The 25,000-nt window shown below is 62.5% G+C and carries 19 protein-coding genes; all 19 read right to left on the bottom strand.

Going from position 1 to position 25,000, the window contains the following annotated elements; translation table 11 throughout:
- Positions 1-130: 130 nt before the first annotated feature.
- Positions 131-994 carry an NAD(P)-dependent oxidoreductase gene (locus tag RCH91_RS02330; RefSeq protein WP_306532920.1) on the bottom strand — a complete coding sequence of 288 codons (864 nt, stop codon included), beginning with the start codon at positions 992-994 and terminating at the stop codon, positions 131-133.
- The gene (locus tag RCH91_RS02325) at positions 987-1,916 is read right to left on the bottom strand and encodes a transketolase family protein (protein ID WP_306532919.1); all 930 of its coding nucleotides are present in this window, start codon (positions 1,914-1,916) and stop codon (positions 987-989) included. The genes RCH91_RS02330 and RCH91_RS02325 overlap by 8 nt, the downstream gene beginning before the upstream one ends.
- Positions 1,913-2,716, bottom strand: coding sequence for a transketolase (locus RCH91_RS02320; protein WP_306532918.1), 804 nt, complete (start codon positions 2,714-2,716; stop codon positions 1,913-1,915). Before RCH91_RS02320 ends, RCH91_RS02325 begins: the two co-directional genes overlap by 4 nt.
- Positions 2,709-3,443: a glycosyltransferase family 2 protein gene (locus tag RCH91_RS02315; protein ID WP_306532917.1), complete on the bottom strand. Its 735-nt coding sequence runs from the start codon at positions 3,441-3,443 to the stop codon at positions 2,709-2,711. Before RCH91_RS02315 ends, RCH91_RS02320 begins: the two co-directional genes overlap by 8 nt.
- Positions 3,440-4,510 (bottom strand): radical SAM protein, encoded by a 1,071-nt coding sequence (locus RCH91_RS02310; protein WP_306532916.1) that lies wholly within the window; start codon positions 4,508-4,510, stop codon positions 3,440-3,442. Before RCH91_RS02310 ends, RCH91_RS02315 begins: the two co-directional genes overlap by 4 nt.
- Entirely contained in the window at positions 4,507-6,018 is a 1,512-nt protein-coding gene (locus RCH91_RS02305; RefSeq protein WP_306532915.1) for a B12-binding domain-containing radical SAM protein, read from the bottom strand. Before RCH91_RS02305 ends, RCH91_RS02310 begins: the two co-directional genes overlap by 4 nt.
- Positions 6,012-6,947 (bottom strand): glycosyltransferase family 9 protein, encoded by a 936-nt coding sequence (locus RCH91_RS02300; protein WP_306532914.1) that lies wholly within the window; start codon positions 6,945-6,947, stop codon positions 6,012-6,014. Before RCH91_RS02300 ends, RCH91_RS02305 begins: the two co-directional genes overlap by 7 nt.
- Before the next feature lie 13 nt (positions 6,948-6,960).
- A complete protein-coding gene (locus RCH91_RS02295; RefSeq protein WP_306532913.1) occupies positions 6,961-8,400 on the bottom strand; it encodes a B12-binding domain-containing radical SAM protein in 1,440 nt (479 codons plus the stop codon).
- Between the two features lie 2 nt (positions 8,401-8,402).
- Positions 8,403-10,460, bottom strand: a complete 2,058-nt coding sequence (locus RCH91_RS02290) for a tetratricopeptide repeat protein (protein WP_306532912.1) — start codon at positions 10,458-10,460, stop codon at positions 8,403-8,405.
- A gap of 182 nt (positions 10,461-10,642) precedes the next feature.
- Positions 10,643-12,025 carry a radical SAM protein gene (locus RCH91_RS02285; protein WP_306532911.1) on the bottom strand — a complete coding sequence of 461 codons (1,383 nt, stop codon included), beginning with the start codon at positions 12,023-12,025 and terminating at the stop codon, positions 10,643-10,645.
- A 17-nt stretch (positions 12,026-12,042) separates the two neighbouring features.
- Positions 12,043-12,873 (bottom strand): cytochrome c biogenesis protein, encoded by an 831-nt coding sequence (locus RCH91_RS02280; RefSeq protein WP_306532910.1) that lies wholly within the window; start codon positions 12,871-12,873, stop codon positions 12,043-12,045.
- The gene (locus RCH91_RS02275; RefSeq protein WP_306532909.1) at positions 12,866-14,191 is read right to left on the bottom strand and encodes a cytochrome c biogenesis protein ResB; all 1,326 of its coding nucleotides are present in this window, start codon (positions 14,189-14,191) and stop codon (positions 12,866-12,868) included. Before RCH91_RS02275 ends, RCH91_RS02280 begins: the two co-directional genes overlap by 8 nt.
- Positions 14,192-14,244: 53 nt before the next feature.
- Positions 14,245-14,844: a hypothetical protein gene (locus tag RCH91_RS02270; protein ID WP_306532908.1), complete on the bottom strand. Its 600-nt coding sequence runs from the start codon at positions 14,842-14,844 to the stop codon at positions 14,245-14,247.
- Positions 14,845-14,913: 69 nt separating this feature from the next.
- Entirely contained in the window at positions 14,914-15,810 is an 897-nt protein-coding gene (locus RCH91_RS02265) for a nucleotidyl transferase AbiEii/AbiGii toxin family protein (protein ID WP_306532907.1), read from the bottom strand.
- Entirely contained in the window at positions 15,797-16,345 is a 549-nt protein-coding gene (gene abiEi, locus RCH91_RS02260; protein ID WP_306532906.1) for a type IV toxin-antitoxin system AbiEi family antitoxin, read from the bottom strand. The genes RCH91_RS02265 and abiEi overlap by 14 nt, the downstream gene beginning before the upstream one ends.
- A gap of 84 nt (positions 16,346-16,429) precedes the next feature.
- Entirely contained in the window at positions 16,430-22,312 is a 5,883-nt protein-coding gene (locus tag RCH91_RS02255) for a CxxxxCH/CxxCH domain-containing protein (protein ID WP_306532905.1), read from the bottom strand.
- A gap of 116 nt (positions 22,313-22,428) precedes the next feature.
- A complete protein-coding gene (gene yedE, locus RCH91_RS02250) occupies positions 22,429-23,490 on the bottom strand; it encodes a YedE family putative selenium transporter (protein WP_306532938.1) in 1,062 nt (353 codons plus the stop codon).
- Positions 23,490-24,029, bottom strand: coding sequence for a hypothetical protein (locus RCH91_RS02245; RefSeq protein ID WP_306532904.1), 540 nt, complete (start codon positions 24,027-24,029; stop codon positions 23,490-23,492). Before RCH91_RS02245 ends, yedE begins: the two co-directional genes overlap by 1 nt.
- 151 nt (positions 24,030-24,180) lie before the next feature.
- The coding region (locus RCH91_RS02240; protein ID WP_306532903.1) for a phosphate/phosphite/phosphonate ABC transporter substrate-binding protein at positions 24,181-25,000 on the bottom strand (820 nt) is incomplete at its 5' end.

Genomic DNA, 25,000 nt, shown 5'->3' with positions numbered 1-25,000 from the left:
TTTTCCCCCTCCCTTGACGGGAGGGGGTTAGGGGGGGGGTGAAGCTGCAACTCTGTTGATTTCATGGCTAGCTCCCCCCCACCCTGACCCTCCCCCGCCAGGGGGGAGGGGACTGTTATTGAGAATTTGCCTAAACATCTTGGTGTACTCCCGGCGTCATTTTTTCGCAATAGGCCCTGACCGCCTCGCGCCACGGCCTGAGGGGGGGAATCTTCTCCGACGCGAGCGGCGTGTGGGTGTTCTTGGTGCCGACGGCGGGAAAATCCCGGTGAGAAGCCCGTTCAAGCGGCACATCCAGCCCCAGGCCGGCGACGACTTCCGCCATCAGCTCGTAGAGCGTCGCCTTTCCTTCGTTCGCCACATGATAAAGGCCAAAGGGGCATGATCCCTCCAGCATTCGTCTGACTTCGCGGGCAACATCCTCCGCGTGGCTGGGCGACAGCACAATGTCGTCGGCCACCCTGAGGGGGGCGTTGCCCTCCACGGCCCGGACAAGCATCCGCTCGACGAATTGGGACCGCCTGGTAGCCTGGCCGAAGAGGATCGAGGTCCTGACCAGAAAGTATCTCTCGGCGGTGGCCTGGACAAACCGGTCCCCTTCGTATTTCGTGAGGCCATAGACGTTGAGGGGGTTCGGCTGGTCGCTTTCGAGGTAGAAATCCCCCTTGTTGTCGTCAAAAACCGCATCGGTGCTGAAATGGACGAGCAGATAGCCTTTTCCCCGGGAAAGCCCGGCCAGATGCTTCGGCAGGAGGGCGTTCAGCCGGTGGGCCGCGCCGGGGTTCATCTCGCATGAATCTATGCCGAGATGGGCGACCGTATTCACCACGATATCGGGATTTGTCTCTTCGATGAAGGCCGTGAGGCGGTCGGAGTCGGCGGCATCGAAGTCCCGGCTGCTGACGCCGATGACGTCGTAACCGTCGCCGAAAACCTCCCGCACCGCGCTCCCCATCTTCCCCGTGGAGCCGAGCAGCAGCAGCCTCCTAGCCATGGGCGATCTCCCTGTGCCTCTCCCGGACCGCCGCGGCGATATCCGCGGACGAGATGCCGAGGCGCTCCCTCATCCTCCCCCGGTCGCAGACCTCGTGGATGAACCGGTCCGGGACCCCCATGGTCCGGAGGTTCCAGGGGGGGCGAACCGTTGCGTGGAGGCACTTCAGGATCCCTCCCAGACCCATGTCCGCGAAGTGCTCCTCCACGGAGATGACTCCCTTCATGCCCTTCAGCAGCTCCCGCAGCATCTCCCCCCGCAGCGGCTGCAGCAGGGGAACCGACACGAGCAGGGGCCTCACCCCTTCTGCCGCGAGAGCGTCCCGGGCGGCAACCACCTCGTCGGCAATGGAGCCGTGGAAGAGAATGGCGATATCGGAGCCCTCCCTGACGACACGGGGCGCAGTTATGTCGTCGACCTCCTCCGGGGTGAGCGTCGGCTCGCCGCTCTTTGCCAGCCGCACATAGACCGGCTCCCGGGCCGTCAGGGCATACCGCGCGGCGGCCTTCGCCTCCAGGGGATCGGCGGGGGAGATGACCGTCAGATTCGGCAGGGTCCGGGCAAGGCCGATGTCTTCCACCGCGTAGTGGGAGACGCCGGCCGGGGCATAGGTTATGCCGCTCCCGGTGCCGACCAGGACCACCGGCAGCCGCTGCTGGCAGATGTCGTTTCTCACCTGCTCGTAGCAGCGGTACAGGACAAAGGGGATGATATTGTAGACAAAGACCTTGAACCCCGTGAGCGCCATTCCCGCGGCAAAGCCCGCCATGTTCTGCTCGGCAATGCCGAGGTTCAGGAACCGGTCGGGGAAATCCCGCTGCAGCCCGTCAAAGACCCCGAGCCCCGCATCGCCGCTCAGGACCATGAGATCGTCCCTCGTTGCGCACTCCCCGACCACGGTATCGATAAAGCGCGTTCTCATCGCAGTTCACCCAGGGCCTTCTCTTTGTGCTCGTCCGTCACGATGTAGTAGTGCCAGACAAGCTCGTCTTCCATGAAGGAAACCCCCTTCCCCTTGATGGTGCGGGCGATGATGATCCGGGGCTTCCCCGGGGTCTCCTCGCGGAGCGCCGCGCACAGGGCCCGGGGATCATGGCCATCCGCCTCCTGGACATGCCAGCCGAAGGCCTCCCACTTGGCCCTGACCGGCTCGAAGCCGCAGATCTCCCGGGGCCGCCCGTATCCCTGGAGGTTGTTGTAATCCATGATTGCGGTGAAATTATCGAGCCCGAGGCGCGGGGCAAAGAGCGCCCCCTCCCAGACGGAGCCCTCCTGGGACTCGCCGTCGCCCATGAGGGCGTACACCCGGCGGCCGGTTCCCCTCTTCTTCAGCCCGTACGCCATCCCCAGGCCCATAGTGAAACCGTGCCCCAGGGAGCCGGCCGAGGCCTCCACCCCCCGCGCGGAAAACCGGTCGAGATGGGCCGGCAGCTCCCCGTCGTTCCGGCAGTAGCCGGCCAGCAGCTCCCGCCCGATGATTCCCCGGGCGGCGAGGGTGGCGTAGAGGGCCATGGCGGCGTGGGCCTTGCTCATGATGAAGATGTCACGCTCTTCCCAGACATCCAGCCGCAGCCGATCGAAGTAGAGGGCGGCCAGTATCTCGACGCACGACAGGGCCGAGCCGACGTGGGGACTTTTCGAGCGGTGCGCCATCTCGATGATGTCCCGCCGGATTTCCCGGGAAATGCAGGAAAGATCGGTTGTAGGGCGACGCTCACCCATTTCCGGGCCTCGCAAAATACACATCCGCAAAAATCGCCACGTACGCCCGCAGCACCCTGGCAAAGGCGCGCCAGGTCGTCGCCTTCGAGGCCCCCCCGTGGCGCCTGTTCAGCCGGTAGGGAACCTCGGCGTAGCGGCACCCCCGGCGCACGGTTTTTATGAGAAGCTCGGCCTGGTAGAAGAACCCGCCGCTTTTCAGCTCGATGCCCCGCAGGGCCTCCCTGCGGTACATGACCGTCCCGTTCAGATACTTTAACGACAGGCCGAAGCTGAGGTTGACGATCTTCCCGTAGAGCGCCGAAAGCAGGCGGCGCGCCGGCGTGCGCACCTGGGGGTTACCGACGTAGGGGACGACCATGTCCACCCGTTGCAAAAGCGGCAGATGCCCGAGGATTTCCCCGGCGTCGTTCTCCCCGTCCCCCGGAATCATCACGACGGCCTCTCCCCCGGCCCGCTCCACCCCGGCCCAGAAGGCGGCTCCGATACCCCGGGGGCTTTCGTGGTGGATCACGCCGATGACGGCTGGATGCTCTCCCCGGAGCCGTTCGGCAAGGGTTCCGGTCCCGTCGCCGCTGCCGTCGTTGACTATGATGAGCTCACCGGCAATCCCGCAACGGGAAAAGCTCTCTAGGACGTTGGCGACGCTCGCGGCGAGACATCCCTCCTCATTGAGGGCCGGCATGACGACGGTGACCGCGTAATGGCTGTGCCTGTTCTCGTTGCTCATATGAAATTCACGTGCGGCGCAGGGTGGGCAAGCTCCCAGAGGTAACGGTTCACCTCATCCATGCGGCAGCCCGTCCGGCAGCCGGCGAGATCGAGCCCGTCGGCAACCGCCCGCATTGACCGCCTGCGGCGCTCTCCCTGCCAGATGTCGCGGAAGGTGCTGTCGGCGATGCTGCCGAACCGGAACCGTTCGTCCCCGAGATGGGAACTGCACCCCCAGACCGTGCCGGCCGAATCGATGTACGACCAGAAGGGAAGCGCCAGGCACCGCCCGTACCCTCTGTCGCCACGGTGCATTTTCCCCATGGCCCCGGCACGGAAAACCACCCGGAACCCGCCCGTGGAATAGCGCTCCAGCCGCTCCCCGAGATGAAGGTACGGCGTGTAGTCGAGTTGTTCGTAACGACGGGTGATGCTCTTGTGGTGCTGCGAGTAGGGCTTGACCGCCAGGTAGTCGGCCCCCGCGTCCCTTACCATGACCGCCAGCTGCTCCGCCTCCCCGGCGTTCTCCGGCAGGAGGACCATCTGGACACCCACCGTGCAGGAGGCGCCGCGCCTGCGGACTACCGCCGCGGCGGCGGAGATGTTGCCGAGGACCCGGGCGAAGTCATCGGGGCCTGTTCGGTGCAGCGCCCCGTAGGTCTCCGGCGTGGCCGCGTTCAGGCTCACCCTGACCCAGCTGAGACTGTCGGCGATCCGTTCCACCAGATCGGCGTCGAGAAGCGTGCCGTTGGTGGTCAGCGCCACGTCGATCCCGACCCGCTTCGTGTGATTGACGATCGCCGCAATGTCACGGTGGAGCAGCGGCTCCCCCTCCCCGCCGTACATGATGCTTTTGACCCCCAGGCTCCCCAGTTCCGTGAGTCGCTCCATGAGGAGGGCGGCGTCGAGGAAGCGGGGCTCGTATCCCAGATAATCCAGGGCGCAGAAGGAGCAGCGGTGGTTGCAGGCCCCCGAGGGGGAGATCTCCATGTAGAGCGGATATACATCCCCCTCTTCGAGCCAGCGGGCCACCCGGCGGGGATGAAACATCAGCTTGTGGCTGTCCATTCTGAAAGCGTCGGTCATGACTGTCTCTTCTTCAGCAGCCCCTGCACCATGGAGAGCAGAAGGCGCGTCATGAAACCCGCCAGGGAGAGGGCGCCCCTGAACGATTTCGGATCGGGAAGATGCAGCTGCCCCGCCGTGGCATATTTCATGTTCCCCAGGTCCAGAAGCTGCTTGGGACGGAGGAAAAACGCGAGGTGGGCGAACCACTGCAGGAGCCTGAGCTCCCAGGCGCTCCTCCCCTCGGGCACGTAGGGAATCACTTTCCCCGTAAGGCCGGCATGGGTTGCGTAATGGGCCCAGTTCCGGCTGCGAGTCCCGCCGCTCTCTTCCAGCATGCGGAACACCTCGGTCCCGGGATAGGGGAGGAGAAGGTTGAACCGGGTGAAATCGATGGGGAGACGCAGGGCGTGCCGGATGGTCTGCAGGGACTCCGCCCTGGTCTCCGTGGGGAATCCCAGGATGAACTGTCCCCCCACGACCATGCCGCACTCCTTGGCGATCCTGACCCCTTCCTCGATCTCGCGCACAGTCTCCCCTTTCCTGACCATTGTCATGATCCGTTCCGATCCGGTTTCAAATCCGATCATGACAATGGCGAAACGGGCATTTCTCATCCGTCGCAGCAGCGGGGCATCCAGGGCATCGCCCCGGGCGTGGAATCCGATCCTGACCCTTTCGGGCAATTCCCTCCGGTCGATCAGGTCACACAGGGCGTAGATATTGTCTTTATCGACCACGAAATTGTCGTCATTGATGAAGACAAAATCCTGCCCATAGTCAAAAACCAGGGTCTCCAGCTCCTCGAAAATCTTCCCCGCCGAGCGTGCCCGGTACCGGTGGCCGCTCACAGCCCGTTGCGAGCAGAAGATGCAGTCATAGGGGCAGCCCCGGGAGGTCAGCATGTTCCCGAATTGATACCGTTCGCGGTGAGGCTCGAACAGATGATAGGGGAACGGGGGAAGCGTGTCCAGGTCATCGATCATCGGCCGTTCGGGGCCGTGAATCACCCGGCCGTCTTCAATCCGGGAGATTCCCCGGATGTCGCCATAGGGAAAGCCGTCATGGATCCGCTCGACAAGCTCATGGAGAGTCAGCTCTCCCTCACCCCGCACCACAACATCGGCGCACCCCGACACCAAGGGCTCTTCGGGGAGCAAGGTCACATGGACCCCTCCCATGACGACCTTCACGGATGGGCAGCTCCGCTTGAGGAAGGCTCCCAATTCGTACGCCCGGGGCGCCGTGAGCGTTAATACGGAGATGCCGACAACCTTGGTGTCGTGTTCTTCAATACCTTTCAGCAAATCCTCTTCGTCGATGCGCCGCAGCTGCTCATCAACGATATGCACGCCGATATTCTTCTGCAGAAGATACCCGGCAAGAAAGCCCAATGACATGGGCAGCTGGGAGCTGATGTGGGAGGAAAACGGCCCAAGTGCATCGGCCTTGTCATAGCACGGGTTGATCAGCAGCACGGTTGGTCTGGACGACTGGGGCACCGAGTCCATTTTCTGCCGGGTCAGCATGTGGCACCGTTGAGGAGAGCGTCGATCCTTTCCTTCACAGCCCCCGGGGGGATAAAGTCAAGGCAGGGTTTGCTCTGCCCGCATACCGGGCGAAGGCAGGGGATGCAGTCATAATCGACGTCGGGGTAGAGCACTTCTCCCCGGCCGTAGAAGAAGGTCTCGTTCGGGTTCGTGGGGCCGTACAGCACGACCACTTTCTTCCGCAGGGCAACGGCGATGTGGAGCCCCAGGCTGTCGTTCGTCACGAGGAGGCGGCAGGAGTTGATCCAGTCCATGTAATCATGAAGGTTATCCATCCCCTGCTGCATGGAGTAACGGTATCGCCCGGCGAGCAGCCCCTTGAGCTCATCCCACCGCTCCAGGGGCCATGCCTTGTTCGGCCACTTGGGGCCCACCGCCCAGTTCAACCCCACGTCGAACGCCTCTTCGCTCTTCGGCCTGTAGCCGAGCAGATACTCCTGCCCCTCCCAGCGCGCACCCACGATCTGCAGCAGCGACTCCTGCCAGCTCCCCGTGTGCCGGCGTTTCAGCTCCGCCGACCTACAGAGGGAAAATACCCGCTCGCAGCCGTCATGGGCCACGGCCTCACCCGTCAGCCGGTCGAAGCGGAAACCGGACCTTTTCGCGGCCCGGATGGAATCCGCCAGGGCACAGATGCCCGGCACCTTCTCCAGATTGACGACCACGTCATAGCACTCCCGCTGCAGTTGCAGGACCGAATCGAGATTATAGACGAGAATCCGGTCGATGAGGGGATTTCCCTCCAGAAGCGGATATGCCGCTTCATCCACCAGCCAGGTTACGTGATCGCCGGCAAAGGGATAGAGAATCACCGTGGTGCGCAGCACGTCACCGAGACTCGTGACCTTGCTGATTCCCCCATCCAGTGTTTCGGAATAGCCGAGTTTTATGATTAATACTTTGGCCACTGATACTCTCGCGCTACAAATTTCTGCGAAGCAATCTGAATACATCCCACTCCCAGGCGGCGTGAAAGGCCCGCAGCTTCCACCGGGCAAGGGCGCTCAGCCTGAGGACAACATAAAACGGGTAGTACCAGCCTTTCAGGAACCTGCCGCGAATCGCCTCCTGCCAGAAGCAGAACCTGGTGATGAACGATACATTCTCCAGCATCCGGCTCTGGGCCCTGGTAAACCACGGCAGATTCCCCAGGTTGAAAACATAGGTCGACCACTCGGAAAGCGACGCCGGCTCAACCAGACCGTACTGCTTCGACTCCTCGTACATCCCGTTTCCCGGATAAGGGGTGTAGATGTTCACCCCGTCCAGGCTGATGGCGGGGTGGATCGCCCGGAGCCTGTCCATCAACCGGAACGTCAGCTCCCGGTCCCGGTCGGTCTCGAAGGGGAATCCGGTCATGAACGCGATGGAGGTGGGGAGACCGTGGTCCCGTGAAACCTCCACGGTGCTGACGATGTCCTCCACCGTTATCTTCTTGCTGATCCTCTCCAGTATCGCCGGCGATCCCGACTCCCCACCCACGAACAACTGGGCCACGCCGCTCCTTTTCAGCAGATCGATGAACGGGGGAGTGAATCTCTTGAAGCAGTCGGCCCGGCAGGTTGCCTTCCACCCGATTCGGAGCCCGCTCCGGACGATCAGGTCGCATATCGCCTGGACCCTGTCAAAACGGGAAAAGAAGTTGTCATCCACGAAGAAGAAATCGGTAACCCCTTTCGCGAAATAGAGGTACTTCATCTCCTCCACGATGGCTTCGGGGCTTCGGGCTCTCCATCTCCCGCCGTTGATCTTCATATTGTAGCAGTAGGTACAGCGGTAGGGGCACCCTCTCCCGGCCTGGATGGTGAAGTCCGTGTACGTGCCGGTGTCGATCAGGTCCCAGGCGGGGGCCGGGAGGTTATCGATCTCCGGCAGATCCCGCGCCGGCGTCGAAACGACCTGATTCCCCCTTTTGAAGTATATCCCCCGGACGTGATCGAGTTCACCCTTCCCCTGCAAGCAGGCCGCAATCTCAGCGATTGCCCCTTCCCCCTCGCCAGCGACAACGATATCGACCCCTTCGGCTTCAATGGCCTGCTCCGGCAGCAGGGTGGCATGGGTGCCGCCGAAGACCACCGGGGTGGCGGGCGACAGCTCTTTCACCAGGGCGATCAGATCAATGGCGTACCGCAACTGCTCGCCGGTCATGGACGTAATGCCGACAAACAGGGACTGGGGCAGCAGGGCTCTCACCTTGCCGGCATAATCGGGCTCGACCCTCTGGTCGATGATCACCGGCGCCAGGCCCGCCCCCCGGATGGCGGGCCCGAGGGCCAGCAGGGAGAGCGGCGGCTGGGGCCGCAGCGGGTTGATCCCCGTCTTCGGGTAGAGCAGCAGAACTGTCTTCTTGTCGGAATTCACGGCTATCTTCCGGTTATCCGCGCCAGATTCTGTCTCGCCCCCTCATGGTCCGGCTTCAGGCGGAGGGCGGTCTGGAATTCAATCGCGGCGTTCCTGGAATCTCCCATCTGGAGATAGGCTTCCCCCAGGCTGTTGTGGGCATCGGCATAGGCGGGATTGTGTCTTATGGCCGCCTTGAAGGCGCTCACCGCATCGGCGAGGCGCCCGGTATCCTGATAGATCATCCCGAGAAACCGGTGGGCCTCCGGGTAATCGGGCTTGTGACCCAGCGCCGTCTGCAGTTCGGCGATCGCCTCGGGAAACCGTCCCATCTGGGCCAGGAGCCCGGCATAATCGCTGCGGGCCGCAACAAAGTCAGGCTTCAGCCGCAATGCCGCCCGATACTCCCCGGCAGCCTCGTCATTCATCCCCTGCTCATGGAGGATCAGGGCCGTGTGATAGTGGGCGCCGGCATGGTCCGGGTCCGCCGCCAGCACCGCCCGCAGTCCGTCGAGGGCGTTCTCCGGCCGCCGGTTGCGATACTGCTCGACAGCCTGCCTGAAATGCCCCTCGACCTCTTCCGGCGCCAGCTTCTTCGGGGCCGACGCGCTCCCGCCAGCCGGCTTCGCGCCCCCGGTCGCCATTTCGGGGTTAGCTGCCATGTCGAGCCTGAACGCCATGTCCACTTCCCGGCCGGCCTCCTCCAGCCTTCCCTGGCTCTTGTATGCTTTGCTCAGAATGAAATGGGCCTGGGGGCTCTCGGGAGAGTTCTTCACCACGTCCTCGGCGAGGCTGATTTCCGTTCTCCAGATCCCGTTTCTGGCGTATGCCGAAACCGCCAGCACCAGGAGAAGCGCTCCGGACGCGAGGGAGACGGCCGGGATCTTCCCCTTGTCAAAACGCAGCGAGAGGAGGGAGACGGCGGTGCCGACCGCCAGGAACACCCCCACCGAGGGGAGATAGTTCCGATAGACGGCGGTGAGGACCGACAGCGGGATGATGCCCGACTCCACCGAATGGCCGATGAAATACCAGACAATCCCCAGGCCGATCAGGGTCCATTCCGGTTTCATCCGCCGGCACCTGACCAGGAGATAGAGCCCGGAGCCGAGGAGCGACGCCAGAAACGCCCCGGACGCCAGGACAGCCGGATCAAAGAGCGACCGGGACACCGCCCACTCCCGAAACGCCGGCAGCCCCACCGGCACGAAAAAGAGGCGGAGGTAGTTGGCCAGAACCCGGAATTGGGTGAAGAGGTAATCGAGACGGGTCATCTCCTGGCCGGTGACCGGTTTGAATGCCGTCGCGGCCTCTTCGAGCGAAAATCCCATGTCGAAGAGATAGGTCGCCGGGATGATGAGAAGCGTCAGCCCCAGGGGAAGCAGCCGGACAAGCCGGGGTTTTATGGCGCCGGAGAAAAGGGTGAACTCGAACAGCGCCGCCATGAGGGGGAGGGTGACGGCGTTCTGCTTGCACTTCATGGCAAGCGCCGCGGACAGGACCGCGACGCCGTACCAGAGATACCCCCTGCCCCGCCCCTCTTCCAGCCGGCCGCGAAGGTACGCCGCCAGGGCGCCGAGGTAGAAAAACGCCGTGAGAACCGCCGACCGCCCGTGCCAGATCCAGGTGACCGCCTCCGTCTGGACCGGATGGGCGACAAAGAGAAGCGCCACGAAGAGCGCCAGCGGCAGTCGCCTCTCCCCGAGAGGCGACTGCCGCAGCAGGGGAGTCCGGAAGGTCAGGATGACAAGGGCGTACACAAGCAGGGCATCCAGGAGATGGAACAGCAGGTTGACCGCGTGGTAGCCGAAGACGTCGAACCCGTGGAGCCTGTAGTTGAGGGCAAAGGTGAGGTAGGGCAGATAGCGGCTTTTGACGAGGCCGTAGTGGTCCGGGTTCATCTGCTTCAGCCGCTCCAGGGGGAAGGAGATGTCCCGGACGAAGGGGTTTTCCGTCACGTAATCCGCGCTGAGAAAAAACGGGACATGGAAGGTATTCGAATAGACCAGCAGACCGACGACAATAATCAGGGCTGCATGGACCAGCGGCGACTCAAGGTATGTGAACACATTGCGCTTCATTTCAATCGGCCTCCTGCCGCACCCATCCCGCTACCTGAAGTATCAATCCTCCGTCAGCCTCGCCCCAAATTCCCTCCCCCCTGGCGGGGGAGGGTCAGGGTGGGGGGGGAGTAGCCATGAAATCAAAAGGGTGCAACTTCACCCTCCCCCTACCCCCCTCCCGTCAAGGGAGGGGGACGACTTTAAGCCGACATGAGGCTCTTCCTCGCCATGCCGGCCATCTGGCTCACCTGAAGGACGAAATGCTCCATCGATGCGGTCTTTCGCAGCCTCCTCAGAAGATACGAAGGTCTCAGATAAAACTGCCGGACAGCCCTGTTGCGCAATGCCCTGAGCCGTTCGTACCCCACCGCGCTGATCCCCAGCTCGCCCCGGTGCGAAAGGGTATCGTACCCCTCTGCCCCGAAAACCATTCGGCCCGCTGCAACAGCCTTTTGCCGGAACGCCGAGCCGGGCAGCGGCGCGGCGATGTTGAACGACGCGAAATCAAGGGGAAGCTCCCGGGCAAACCGGGTGGTGGCGAGCATTTCCGCCTCGCTCTCATGCTCCAGGCCGAGGATGAAATCACCGCAGACACTCATCCCCAAACGGTCGGCATGGGTGACCAACTCCACGATTCTCCCCTTGTCCACATGGCGCCCGTACCTTTTCAAACCATCGGTGTTCGCCGATTCGATCCCGACGATCAGGGTATGGCAGCCGGCGGCCTTCATCAGCTCCAGCAGCTCCGCCGTGTACATCTGGGGGTGGAAGTAGCACGACCACGAAAAATTGAAGCGGCCGGCCATTTCATCAAGCAGCGGGGCGACATTCTCCCGGGGATAGCCGAACGCCTTGTCGCCGAAGAAGAGCTCCTTCACCCCCAGGGTTTCAAGGTGTTCGAGCTCCCTGACCACCGTTTGCCAGGGGCGTACCGCCGGCTGGAAGTTGGAGTCGGGGCAGTAGGAGCAGGCAAAGGGGCATCCCCATACCGTCGTGACCGTGGCAAACCTCGCGCGCCTGGCAAGGGGAAAGACATACCCCTTTTTGAGAAACAGACCGTGGCGGGGGATTCCGCCGGGAGCCTCCCCCTCGCGGAGAAGCGGGGCAGGTGCGGCTTCAGCAGCGGACCTTACGCCGGGAAGCCCCTTGCCGCTTCGACCCATCATCCCCTCAAGGTCCAGGTGAAAAGGATTCACGATCACGCCGTCGCATTCCTGCACGATGCGCGACAGATACGCTTCTTCCTGGAAAATGTCCCCGATGACGTAGAAGGGCTTGTCCCGAAAACGGTCCCGCGTCTTCCGGAAGTAGCGATAATCGGACTCCCAGCAGACGCCGGAAAGCGCAAACACGATCAAATCGGGATTGCTCCCGGCAACGAGCCGGAAAAAATCCGCCTCGCCCAGCCTGTCCGCCGTCCCGTCGATGAGGGATGCGCCGTCGTCGGGGCCCAGGAGCGCGGAGATGAGCATGAAATCGCTGGGCTGCCAGAGATAGTCCGCCTTGGCCTCATGACTGCAATCGATGAGCCGGATGATGCTGCGGTTCCGGGGCGATGGCGGATTAACGAAGAGAAGGTGCATACCGGCGTCCGGCTGGCCTATCTGAAATATTCCGCATGGATCGACGTCCCCATGTGGGAGGTCAAAAACTGGGCGACGAGGGCGATCAGAAAACCGAAAATGAAGAACCAGGAGGCCCTGCGGCCGTTCATGCGGAAAAAGCGCCGCAGATGCAGGTAGAACCCGAAGATCAGCCAGGTCATGAGGGACCAGGTCTCCACGGGATCCCACCCCCAGTAGCGTCCCCATGACTTGTAGGCCCAGATGGAGCCGGCCAGCATGCCGATGGCCCAGAAGATGAAACCGAAGCCGGCGAAGCGGTAGGCGAAGAGGTCGATGTTCGGAAGGTCCGGAAGGCGCTGCAGCCAGGCCGCCGGCGCCGGCCGGTCCTTCAGGAGGTAAAAGATTGAAAACGCCAGGGCGATGACGAGGGTCCCGAGGGCGATCTTGTAGAAGGCAATATGGAAGACGAGCCAGACGCCGCCGAAGGTGGGCGGCAGGGTGCGGATGCCGGGGCTCGACATGGTCGCCAGGCCGACCATCAGGAAGACGACGGGAAAGACCACGATGCTGGCCGGCTTGATGCGCGGGTAGAAGCGCATGAAGAGGAGGAACATGCAGAGGGTTATCCAGGCATCGGCAGACAGGACCTCGCTGGGGGCCATGTAGGGGCCATGCCCCACCACCCGCCACCAGAAGAGGATGGAGGCGCTGTGACATGCCAGCCCCACGGAGGTGATCCAGTAGCTGAACCTCTCCGGCTTTTCTTTCCTGAACAGCGTTCCGTAGACATTGACCGTGGTCCCGAGGACATAGAAGAAGACCGTCGTCCAGTTCAGGATCACGTAGGTAGCCACCGTTTTATCCATTGTTGTTCGTCTCCCCGCCCAGTTCCCGCTTCAGTTGGGCGAACTCGTCGTCGTAAAACCCGGCGAACTTGACCGCCCGCCATGCCACACGGCATCCCCCGTTACCGGGCTGAAGAAGGATTTCGCGCGGTGCGGCAAAGTAATGGAGGATACTGCCGAGTACGATAATGAAAAACCCGGAAAAAACGCCGGAGATGCCGGTCAGGTTCACAAAAATCAGCCGAGACCACTTGCTGACGCTGAGCAGTCGGAACCGGAATTCCCCCACCGCGCCGCGTTCCCCCACCCTCAGGGGCACCTGCCCCAGCTCCCGCCCCCCTTCGTCCACGCGAATGACCAGCAACGGGGCCTCGCGGCTGAGGGATTTCTTCTCCTCATCCACGAAATACTTGGTCCGCAGCAGGTAATCGCCGCCGAGGGCCGAGGGGAACTCCCCGTACCCCGGCCTGTCGGGGGCCAGCGGGTGCTTTATCAGGAGCTCCAGGACGTCTTTCCGCCCTGACGGATAGGTAACCTCGGCATGGAAGGCATGCCCGAACTCGGTCCCCTGGTAGATGCGGAGACCCCGGTGCTGGAGCACGGAATTGGTCGCCACGGTCCGGCTCTCCAGCGGATTGCCCGACGCAGGGAACGAAACCGTCGATGCCAGCGCCTTGAGGCCATGGGTCGGCCAGAACCGGGCATAAACCCTTTCCAGGCGTATCGCCTCGGGGAGGACGAACTCTCTTCCCAACACTCCCCTGTCGGAGAGGAGCCATTTCTGGCCCGGCTGGTGGGTCTCTCCCTCCACCAGGTGGATGATCCCCTGCTGCTGGGTAAGGGTGATGCAGAGGGAAGCCACAATGGCCGCCAGTATCCCCAGATGCAGAAGGGCGTTCCCCCAGTATCCCCACGGGTGCCGGACAAGCCGGGGCATCCCGCCGTGCGCCACACGGAAATACCCAAGCTTCTGCAACCTCCGCGCCACCTCCTCAATGGACAAGGGGGAGGCAAAGGCCTGACCGGCATTCACCTCCCTCACGGGAGCGAAGGTCCTGCGCCACGACGACCGGCACTGCTCGACGGTGGACAGCCCTAGGGAGATGCAGGAAAGGAAGAGGACAGCGGCAAAAGCCGGCGTGGTGAAGACGTTGTGCAGGCCAAGGCGGTCGGCCCAGGGGGCCAATTGCGGGTGCGCGGCGCGCCACGCGGCAAGATCGGCTGCGGGGGTGATGAATGCCTGGGGGACCAGAGCCCCGATGGCGATTGCGGCCAGGGTGAGGCCGATGAGGACTATGACGGTACGGCGGGAGAGAAATAATCGTTTAAGTGCTTCCATTTTTCAGGAATACCATGTCAGCGGCAAAAAGGGCAATCGTCGCATATGGCAGATCACTTCCCCTCGCCGGGCGGACGCTTCCCCATGCGATCGATTTTCGGCCGCGGGACCGTCGTGTTGGTGCTGGTGCCGGCAATGGTGCTGACATTGGTGATGAGCCAGCGGGACCCCTCCCTTTTCAGGGTATACCCCATGTCGTAGACGAAATCCTTCTCTTCGTAATAGGTGTTGCCCGACTTCATATCAGACTGGGTAAAGTCCCACGTCTCCCTGGTTTCCACCGTTGCCTCACCGGCCTTGGGGAAGACGATTTTCGTGAACTCAATATGCTTCAGGGTGGAGTCCATCCGGAGCTTCCCCTCCCCCAGGGCCGACATGTGGAAATAGAGCTTGAGGGCCTGGTCCTTGGTGGTGACCTCCTGGAGCGGATTCATGTTCTGCTTCCGGTACCCCTCGGCAATGAGCTGGTTGTACCGCATGATGGTTGCCTTGACCGGCTGGATCTCCTTCCTGTTGTCGCCGCAGCCCGAAAACAGGCACAGGACCGGGACGAGCATGATAGAGAACAGCAGGGATCTCCCCGCACCGAAGACTCCTTCTCCTGTTGCCCCTGATCTCTTCTTCAGCCCCACGGCGGTTCTCCCCATGCCCATCGACTGCTTACCTCCCCGAGGACTTCTTGTCACTGCCTCAGTCTTGCACCTCTTTCCGAGTGCCCCTCGCTACATCTTGAACGTGAGGGGTTCCGTAACGCCAGTCAACGAGTGCATCACCTTGTCGCATTCCATCTCTACCACCCCGGCGAGATACCCCCAGAACGCTTCATTTTCAACCGTCTGCGCCACTACCTGCGACGGCAGGAATCGTCTCATTTCATGAATAAACGCCGAATGCACATGGGGATCATCGCGGAGTTGATTTTTGCGACCGGCCATCAGATTCAGGAACTCGTCGATGCCACGTCGATGATCCAGAACCTTCTTCGGGACCAGATCCAGCGGCAGGTCGACATTCTGCTGCTTGAGCCAGCCGATATCCCACAGGTCCCGGTTCTTGAGCCGGTTCGGCCTGAGCGCAAAGGCAACGAGCTTATCCGCGAGAATTTCCTCCCGGCTCTGGGCCTGGATGATCAGGCCGGAGGTGCCCATATCGACGCCATAATGGTTCCGGATGACCATGGGGCGCCTGTCGTAACTGGGTATGGCGCAGATATCGATATTGATCCTTTGCGCGGGGAGCCCCTTTTGATCCGGACGGGTGACGACCTTCAACTTCCAGGTGTCCACGTCACGGGTGTCCCTGATCGGCTCACTTACCTCGACACTCAGGCCGTATTTCGTCCGCAGCCTGTCCACAAGCAGACCGGCCAGGCCGTTCAATGTTTCGCGCCTGAAGTCTTCCCCCCCGGTAAAATCCAGATCCTCGCTCAAGCGGTTTGAACCATAGCAGGCACGCAGGCAGGTGCCGCCGATAAAGGTCAAACCGCCGAGCAATCCGGCGCTGCTCATTTCCCGTATGATATCGTGATGAAGGAGTTCCTTTTCGACCACCACGCGCAACGGCGCAAGCTCCCCCCGGCTCTTCATCGCCTGGGAAACCAACTGATCAAACAAGCTCATTCACTGCCTCCCAGTCAATCAGATCGGTCTCGCGGCCGGTGGCTTTCATATCCTTGATGGCCAGGGCAACAGAGGCGCGCCAGAGGTGACAGCGAGGATCATAGGTGAGCTGATCGGCCAGGGTCTCTGGCCGTTTTTTCGTGTGAATAAATTCAATGTGGCCGAACTCACCGCAGTTGACGATATGGCTGCGCCCCGAAGACATGAGTGTGATCCAGTTCAGGGGAACCTGGGAGATCACCCCTGCATCGCTCAATGCCGTCTCCAGGCTGATGTAATTGAATTCACCGGCGCGCAACCTGGCCGCCACATGGTACAAGAGCAGCCCCTGCGGGTAGTTGACCCCGGGATAGAGGTACAGTCCACGGCAGACTCGCCTGAGCAACCCCTCTTTCTCCGCCCTGCTGACGAGTGCCTTGAAGGCGCCCTGACTCTGCCCCGGCATGGCCCCATGCAGATCGCTCAACGAAAACAGGTAATGTTCGTCATCCGCCACCTGCGCCAGAATGTGCATCAGTTGCCTGACTGGTTGCATATGAATGCTCCGGTCTACAGAAAGTAATGCTTAGTGTAACCTTGTGTAGACCAAATGCAAGCAGTTTCACTTCCCGTCAGCCTACTACCAGGAATATGTAGCGGGAGATGGGTGCTCACCGGCAGTACATCCGCCCGTTGCCCAACAGCCACCCATGGTTATGGTGCCGGAGCCGGGTCTGTCAACGCCTCCCAGATATGTCGTCCCTGTACCATCCCCGTTTGGCTTGTAACGACCAGGAGCATTGGTCGATGTAAGGAGTCGAGGCATCTTGCCACCGTGTGGCACCCGGATGTGGCAACCGACGCAGGCAACAGCATGATCATCACAACCTGTATGTGCGCCTCCGCCGCCGGACCAGGGATGGCAACTTTGGCAGAATGTATTATTAATTGGTGCCGTCGAGCTTTTAAGGCCTCCACGGGCCAATGTTCCCGAGTTCTTCCCGTTGTCTGCAGCGGAGGTATAGGGCCAGTTGTAGTATTTGGTGCCGGTGGTGTTGGGGTTGAGCATCCATTTGACCGACGAGCCATGCGGACCCTGCGAGACGGAAGAATCGGTCGAGTGGCAGTCGGAACAGGTCATGACCATGCCAGGGGTCCAGCCGCCGGTGAGGGCCCCTGCCGCGAGTCGACGGTTGCCGGTTGACGGGAGCGCCTGGATGACCGGGTGGTACGCTTCGTTGTTCGGGTTGAACTCCAGGGCCAGGTCGGTCCAGGCCGCGGCGCCACTTCCTCCCCACGAGGTCACGTTGCTGTTGGCCCCCGAATGGCACTTGAAGCAGATCTGCCATTCGGCCGTGGCCGCCGGGAGCGCCTCGGTGGTCGTCTGGCCCCAGGTGGTCACTCCGGCCCAGTTGGTGCCCCAGGTGGTAACGGTTACTCCCGTCGCCCCCTTCAGAACCTTGGCGAGGGTGGAGTTACCCTTTGTATGATTGCCGGCCCGCGCCTCGTGGGGGTCGTGGCAGTCGTTGCATGAGATGTGCTTGTTGGCGGCAATGTAGGCACGGGTCTCGTCGGTTGGCGATGGTTTGTGCTTGCCGGCATAACCGCTGTTGGCGACGTCGTGCATCCTGTTTGCAGGGGTTGCCTGACTGGTAAAGGTGAAGGTGGCAGCGGTCGGCAGCACGAGACTGGAATCATCCGTTGCATTACCCCAGTAGGCGGTGAGGGTTCCCGCGGTCGTTCCCGTGTTAATAAACTCGACTTCCAGGAGAAGCTTGTCACCAACATTCAGGGTAAAGTTGGAGCTCGGGTTGAAGGAAATGGCCTGCTGCGTCTTGCTCGTCGTGCCGCCACCCACCTCGGTGCCATACTGTGCAACGCTGCGAAGGTTTGTGCCCTGCGTATCGCCTGAGTTCCAAACCCAGAGCGCATACCTCAGATAACCGTTTATGAACGAGGAACTCTGCTGACTGGAGAAATTCAGGGTGAAGCTCTGCCCCGTAGTGTACGACACGGAAGAGCTTACAGGCGGTGAAATGAACTGTGCAATCCTGTAGTAACGGTTGGCGGTAGTTACCGTAGACTGTGCCCTGCTTTCAGCCGTCGTTCCGACATAGGGACTCATGACCCTGCCCGCATAGGTTGTTGTACCACTGTAGGTTCCCGACGCAAGAATGAAGGCATTCGACATGGGCTCTGCCGCTGATTCGTCCGTCGAACTCTTCAGGTAAAGAGTAGTTGTCGAGGTTGTCGGGCTGCCACCCGGATCGCCGGGACTACCCAACTGAAACGCCGTATGGATATCCTCCGCGGCGTTTGTCATGGATGCGCTATTATAATAATCCTTGTTGGCGACGGTTTTCTTCGTGCCGCCGATGGCATCGGTGGTCTTGCTGTGGCAGCGGTAGCAGAACATGGCGTCGTTGCCGTCGGTCAGGGTAGCGCCGAGACCGGCATAGAGCCTTCTGGCGTCGCTGTCGTGGGTGGCGGTGGTCATGCTGGAGAAGGCCGCGACCTCACCCTTTCGGCTGTTGTGGCACTTGGAGCAGTCGGCGTAGAAGACCTTGCTGTCCCGCTTCATGGTCGAAGCAACGGCATACTCGTGGGCGGAGCCGGTGTAGTTGTCGAGCACGATGGCCACCGTCTTGGTGGAGTTGGCCTCGTTCTTCACCCTGACGTTGCCGGTATCCTTGAAGAGTTCGCTGGTGTGGCAGCTGACACAGATGCCGCCGGAACCGGTCTTGAAGAAGTCCCTGTTGATGTACCCCTTGGTGGCGGTGACGGACGAGTAGATCGACATCCTCAGGTTGCCGGCGCTGCCGTAGGTGGTGTTGCTGGCGTTGAGGTTCGGGCTGAAGGTGGCGTGGTCCACGTGGCACATGGTGCAGCGGCGGTTCACGTCATTAGCCCCGGCAGTGGCGCCCGGTACTGCCTTGGGATAGGACGCGACGGAACCGGAGTAGTTGCGCATGGCGTGGTGGTAGCCGGTGCTGTTGTTCATGTCAACCTTGTGGCAGTCGGTGCAGCCGTAGGCGGTGTTCCATTTCGTCGTGCTGGCCGCCTTGGTTCCCGCAGTGCCGGTCGGATGGCACGAGACGTTGCTGCAGGTGCTTCCTGATGCGTTGTAGGCATAGGTCACCGTGACGGCGACCGCGGCCCCGCTGACGTTGTCGCCGTCCTTGTAGGTGCCGCCGCCGGTCACGTTGTACGCCTCGTTCACATGGTTGGCGTAGGTGGTGATCGAGGTGTTGGTCGTGGTGGTGCCGTTGTGGCAGTGGAGGCACTGGGTACCGGCGTCGGTGCCGAGTCGCGTGTCGACATGGGAGGAATGGGCGTTCCCCTTGGGCGATCCCGAGGCATAGAGCGGCGTGGCCACCCGGTAGGTGCCCGTGGTGTAGCCGTTGGCGTTGCCGTGGCAACTGTTGCAGGCGAGAGTCTGCCCGCCCCCCCAGGTGACGGCGGTGTTCGGCGCCTTGCCCGCGCCGGTGTAGGGCTGGACGAACGTCGTCCCCTGACTGTGGCAGTAAATATTGGCGCAGGCTGTCACGGAATTGACATAGGCAGAACCGTCGCTGTTCAGGCTGTCCCACGCCACGTTCTTCACCTTGTTCACGTGCTTCGTCTTGTCGGCGATGGTGGCGCCGTCGGTGGTGGTCAGGTTGTGGCACTTGGCGCAGCTGAAGGAGTAGGTCGCACCGTCGGCGTGTTTCGCATGCTTGTTGGTGGCGATGAGGGCGCCGCTGGCGGTGGTATAGCTGTGGCACGACTTGCACCGGGTATTGGTGGCCGAGTTGGCGGTGGCGGTCCAGGAGACCGCCGTGTTCCCGGCCCCGCCGACACCGTTGGAGTGGCAGTAGGTGGCGGTGCATGTGGTGTTGCCGTTGGACCAGGCAAAGCCGTTGTCGGCCGTCCCGGCCGCGCCGGTGTAGGTATAGGTCGGCTTCTTGCCCGGCGAGGTGTAGCCGAAGAAGACCTGGGCCCGGTAGCTGCCGCTGGCGTAGCCGCTTACGTGGGTGCCCGATGCCGCGTTGTGGCACGAGGCGCAGGCGAACCGGTAGGTGCCGGCGCTCCCCAGGTTGCCGGTGGAGTAGTTGGCGTATTTGGACGGCAGGGCGGACGCGTCCTCCCAGTGGAGCTTGTGGGCGCTGACCGGCGTGCCGGAGCCCCAGTTGTTAACCCCGCCTCCCCCGCTCGATGCGGCGTTGGCGCTGTGGCAGGAGTTGCACTGGGTGGTCCCGCCCCAGGCAAGGGAGGCGCCGGCGCCATGGCAATAGGTGGCGGAGCATTTCTTCTGGGCATCGTCGTAGGTGCCTGCCGCGCTGTTGCTGCTCAGGTTGAAAAAGACATCGTGATTCGTGCCGTTGACATGGTAGCTCGGCGCGGTCGAACGGATGCCCGTGTTGTTCTTGGTAGTCTTCTCGTGGCACTCCACGCACTGGAAATTGCTGCTCGCCACATGCTTCCCGTGGCTGTTGGAGGTGGCGGAACCCGGCGCGCCGGCGTTTGTGTAGTCGGGCATGCCGTTGGCGGTGGAACGGCCGTGGCAGCTCGTGCAGGTGGTGTTACCGCTCCAGGTGATCCGGGTGTAGACCTTGCCGCCGTAGACGCCGGGGAGGTCGCCGGCGGCAACGCTCGTGTTGCCGGTGGAGTGGCAGTAGAGGTTGCGGCAGCTCAGAGTTGCCGTGGAGTAGGTGCCGAAGGTGTTCGTCGAGTCGAACTTGACGTTGCGTACCTTGTTCACATGGCTCGTCAGGTTGGTGAAGGCGGGGGCCGTTGTGGAGTTGGCCGTCACCTGCACCTTGCCGCTGTGGCATTCGGCGCAGGCGAAACGATACGGGTTGGCGCTCCCCATGTGCTTCCCATGGGGGACGGAGGCCGGCGTCGCGGCGGCGGTGACGCCGTGACAGGTGCCGCAGGCGCCGCTGGCGGCGTTCCCCCAGGTGGGGGTTGCATAGGTGGTGGGGGTCGCCTTGCCGTCGGAGTGGCAGTAGTTGCTTGAGCAGCTGCCATAGCCGTCACCCGGTTTCGCCGTTCCCGAATACGAAGCAGAAGCGCCGTAGTAATCGGGTATTCCCACGTTGATCGCGTAGTTGGGATGACTGGTCTGCACGAGGTCACCGGTGTGACACACCACGGAACTGCACGTCGTGGGGGATAAGCCGGTTAGCGTGTAGGCATGGCAGGCAGTGCACTTCTCGGCGCCGGAAAATCCCATGATAAATGAAAGATGTTTGGCATGACTCCCCGTCGTCAGGGGAGTTGCCGTGCCGATGTAAAACCCAGCACCATTGCCGTGGGTTTTCTGGATGCCGTGGCAGGTGCCGCAGATGCCCGTTGAGGCGGTGCCCCAGGTGGGGGTCCGGTAGGTTGGGGGCCACGTGCCCCCGTCTCCCTGTCCGGTGGAGTGGCAGTAGACGTTCTCGCACTGTCCCACGGCGGATCCGGGTGCCTTCTGGGCCGGTGAGGCGGGAGTCGCCGTCTGCGTCGCGTATGTGCCGCTGGCGGCGCTGGTGCTGGTGCCGAAAGCCACCTCAACTTGCTTGTTCACGTGGCGAGAGTACTCGGCAATGGTCATGGAACCGGTTGCCGTGACGGCGTGGCATCGAGCGCATTGTTGCGATGCACCCAGCCCCCCCCAGCTGTAGAGGTGTCCGCCGTGGCTGCCGCTGGTAAGGTAGCTGCCGGAAGCGGCATCCGCCTTGTGACATCCGGTGCAGGTGAGACTTCCTCCCCAGGTCGCCGCGGTGTTAGGAGGGTCGAAGCCGCTCGCCTTGTTCCCGGGGCTGTGGCAGTAGGTGGCGGTACAATTGCCGAAGGCATTGGCCTGGCTCGGCAGATAGTCGTTGAGCGCCCCCGAGTAGGCACCGCTGCCGCTGTTGGGGGCGGCGGCGAAACTCACCGCGAGATCCCGCTTCCCGGCGCTCGTGGCATGGGCAAAGGGGGAACCCTCGGCGGCGTGGTCCGGGTGGCACTTGACGCAGGAGGCAGTGGTCGTTCCGTAGTAGGCGGCGTGCTTAACGCCGGTAACCGGGTGGCTGCCGGTGTTGGGGGCGGAGCCGTGGCAGCGGTTGCAGTCAGCCGGTGAGGTGAATGGAGCGGCATCCCAGACGGGGGTGGCGGTTTCGAAGTGGCAGTTGACGTTGGAGCAGGTGCCGAGGACTGGAGTGGCGCTCTGGGCGAAGGAGGTGCCCCGGCTATAGGTGGCGCCCCCGGCCTTGGGGGAATCGTTGATGTTGGCGGCCATGTTTATCTGGCCGTTGCGGTGGTCATTGGTGTAGGTGGCCGCCGCCGCGCCATGGCAGGCCGCGCAGGTGCCGGCGGCGGCAGCGCTCCCCATGTGGGTACGGTGGTTCCCCTTGAAGGCGCCGGTGGTGATATTACGGTATATGGCGTCGTTGGGACGATAATCGGCAGTCGCCGTGGTGCCGTGACAGTCGTAGCATTCCATGGCGGCACCCATATCGGCAGTCACAAAAAAAAGCACGGAAATCAGGGCAGGGATTACCACCTTCATGGCCTTCATATCATGCCTCCCGCTACTGGGTCCTGCGAATTATATTCGGCCTCCCTGCCATGGAACCATTACTTAAATAATTTCTAAGCAAAATATATGCCGCTTACCGGCATCTCCTAAGCTAATTACCCGCTCCGGGCGCGGAACAGGAGACAACCTGTCAGGACGCAGGCGAACCCCGCAAGGATCGCCACCTTCCCCGCCAGGGAGACGCCGGCAGCCGTGGCGGCGATGCCCCACGACTGCACCAGGGCGCCGCCAATGAACATCCCCACCACCACGAGGCCGGCATCGGCGTCCCCCTCGCCGGCCTTGATGAGCTGGCGGAACGGGCAGCCGCCGATGAGGACGGAGATCCACCCCACGAGCCCCATGCCGAGAAAGCTCCAGAGGTGTTCCAGGTGGGCGCCGGGCTGGCCTTGGAGGCCGGGATTGAATCTGCCGGTGGCTGCATTTGCGGCAACCGCGGCGGCGAGGAAGGCGAGCACCCCCCAGAGAGCGGGGGTCCGCTTCCCCATGAGGATGACGTCACGGATGCTGCCGGTTATGCAGAAGCGGCTCCGTTGGGCCAGGGCGCCGAGCACGATGCCTGCTCCCAGGGAAAGGGATAAGGGGGCATGCTGGGCGGCGCTCCCCTGGGTGGAGAAGAGGATAAACCCGGGACGGACTACAAGGAACACCAGAAGCAGGACAAATATGATGGGGATCAGCGGACCGCCATGGCCCTGACCTCGGCTCGGCTGACCCAGCTCCACCCCGCTGGCAAGCCCCCGGAGCCCCGCCCAGACGCCGGCCACCAGTCCGGCGACGCCGGCAACGGCGGTGAGATCCCCGGCGGTCAACCGGAGGAAGAGCTTGATGGGGCAGCCGATAAAGACGGCGCAGCCGACGATGAGGAAGATACCTGCGAAGAGCCGCGGCAGGGGGGCGCTCCCGCCACGGGAGCGGAACTCGCAAAAGAGCATGGCGCTGGCGGCCGCGCCCAGGACGAAGCCGATCAGCTCGGGGCGCAGATACTGCATGCGGGGGTTGTCGTGCATCCCCAGGGCGCCGGCGCCGTTCTCGATGAAGCAGGAGACGCAGATCCCCGAGTTTTCCGGGTTCCCCCAGACCGCCAGCAGCGCCCCAAGCCCCCCCAGGAGAAGACCCGCCGCCACCACCGTCCAGAAATGCCGGTCCCGCATCATCACTCGCACCCCCCGGCCAGCCGGCTCTTGAGGTAGTTGACCTTGCGCAGCGACGCCGCCAGGCTCCGGTTCCCGGGATTGGCCGCTGCCCGGCCGCCGATGCTCTTCAGCCCCTCGTCCACGAGGCCCTGGATGGCAACCCGCCGCGACAGGGGGCTCTTCTCGTCCAGGTAGTCGCCGTTGAGCTTTACCCCCTCCTCGAAGGAGGCAACCGCCTCGTCAAGGGCGCCCATCTCCCGGAGGATCTCCCCCTGGATGATGTGACCGTGGGCCTCGCCGGGGTATGTGCGGATCAGCTCGTCCAACTTCAGGAGGGCCTCCTGATTGCTCCCTTTCTTGCGCAGCTCCTCCACCGGGCCGTAGAGCGAACCGATCAGCTCGATGCGGGCGCGATAAGCCATCTCCCGCTCCGCCGCCTTGCCGAGGCCGGCGGCCTTCCCCTCCCCTGTGCCGTGGTTTGTGATCAGAAGGGCTGCCAGGGCCGCGATGACGAGGGCCAGGAGTGACCAGGTTATTTTGTCGAAAGTGTCGTTAAACATCAAAAAAACCTTTTGAAACAGGGAGCAACGAAGCAACGGAGGAAAATCTGAGAAAAACCCTTTTCAATCTGTAAGAAACCTCACAGTCTCGATTTTGATTAACTCTTATGGTTTCTCCGTTGCTCCGTTGCTCCGTGTTATTCCGCTTTTCTCAGTACTTCTGATACGGCGGCATATTCACCCGCTTCGCCATCTCGCGGATGGGGTCATAGTCACTGTCCAGAAGCTCCTCGTAGCCGTCGACCCAGGCGGCCTTCAGCACCTTGAGCCGCTCGCCGTCCACCTCGGCGGTGTCGGTAGCTTTCAGGGCCAGCAGCGCGTCCTTCACCTTCTTCACCAGGGCCGGGTCGGTTCCCTTGGCTACGCCAAAGGTGCAGTAGGGGATCGGTTTGCTCTGGGCGAGGATGACGAAATCGTCGGGGGAGATCTTCCCTTCCCGCGTCATGACTTCCAGATCGAGGATAGGCGCGGCGGCCACGTCGTAGTGGCCGTAGAGGACGCCGTAGATGAGCTTCTCGTGCTTGTAGGAACCGGGGGGTATGGAGTAGGTTCCCAGATCGTGCTCCGGGTTGAGGCCGGCGGCGAGCATCAGGTCATATTCGGCCAGATAGCCGGTGGGGGCCAGCATGGGGCCGAAGGCGAGGCGCTTCCCACGGATGTCGGCAAGCCTTTCGATGCCGCTTCCCTTGCGGGCGATGAGGGCTCCTGCGGAGCGGGCGCCGAATTTGCCCCGCTTCTCCGAGGCCATTAGCTCAACCCCTTCGTTCTCATGGAGGATGACGTAGATGAGGGAGTTGGAGTGGGTAAAGGTAAACTCACCGGCCTTGAACCGTTTCTCGAAATCGTGGGTATCCACCGGCACCGCCACGAAGTCGACGTTGCATCGGTCGGAGAGGTAGCGGGTCAGGGGGAGGAAGCGCGCCATGGTCTCCTCCTCGTTGTTGCAGAGCATGTAGCCGATCTTCACGACG

Source organism: Geobacter sp. (assembly GCF_030834625.1).
Classification (GTDB): Bacteria; Desulfobacterota; Desulfuromonadia; order Geobacterales; family Geobacteraceae; genus Geobacter.
This window is presented reverse-complemented; position numbering and strand designations above follow the sequence as displayed.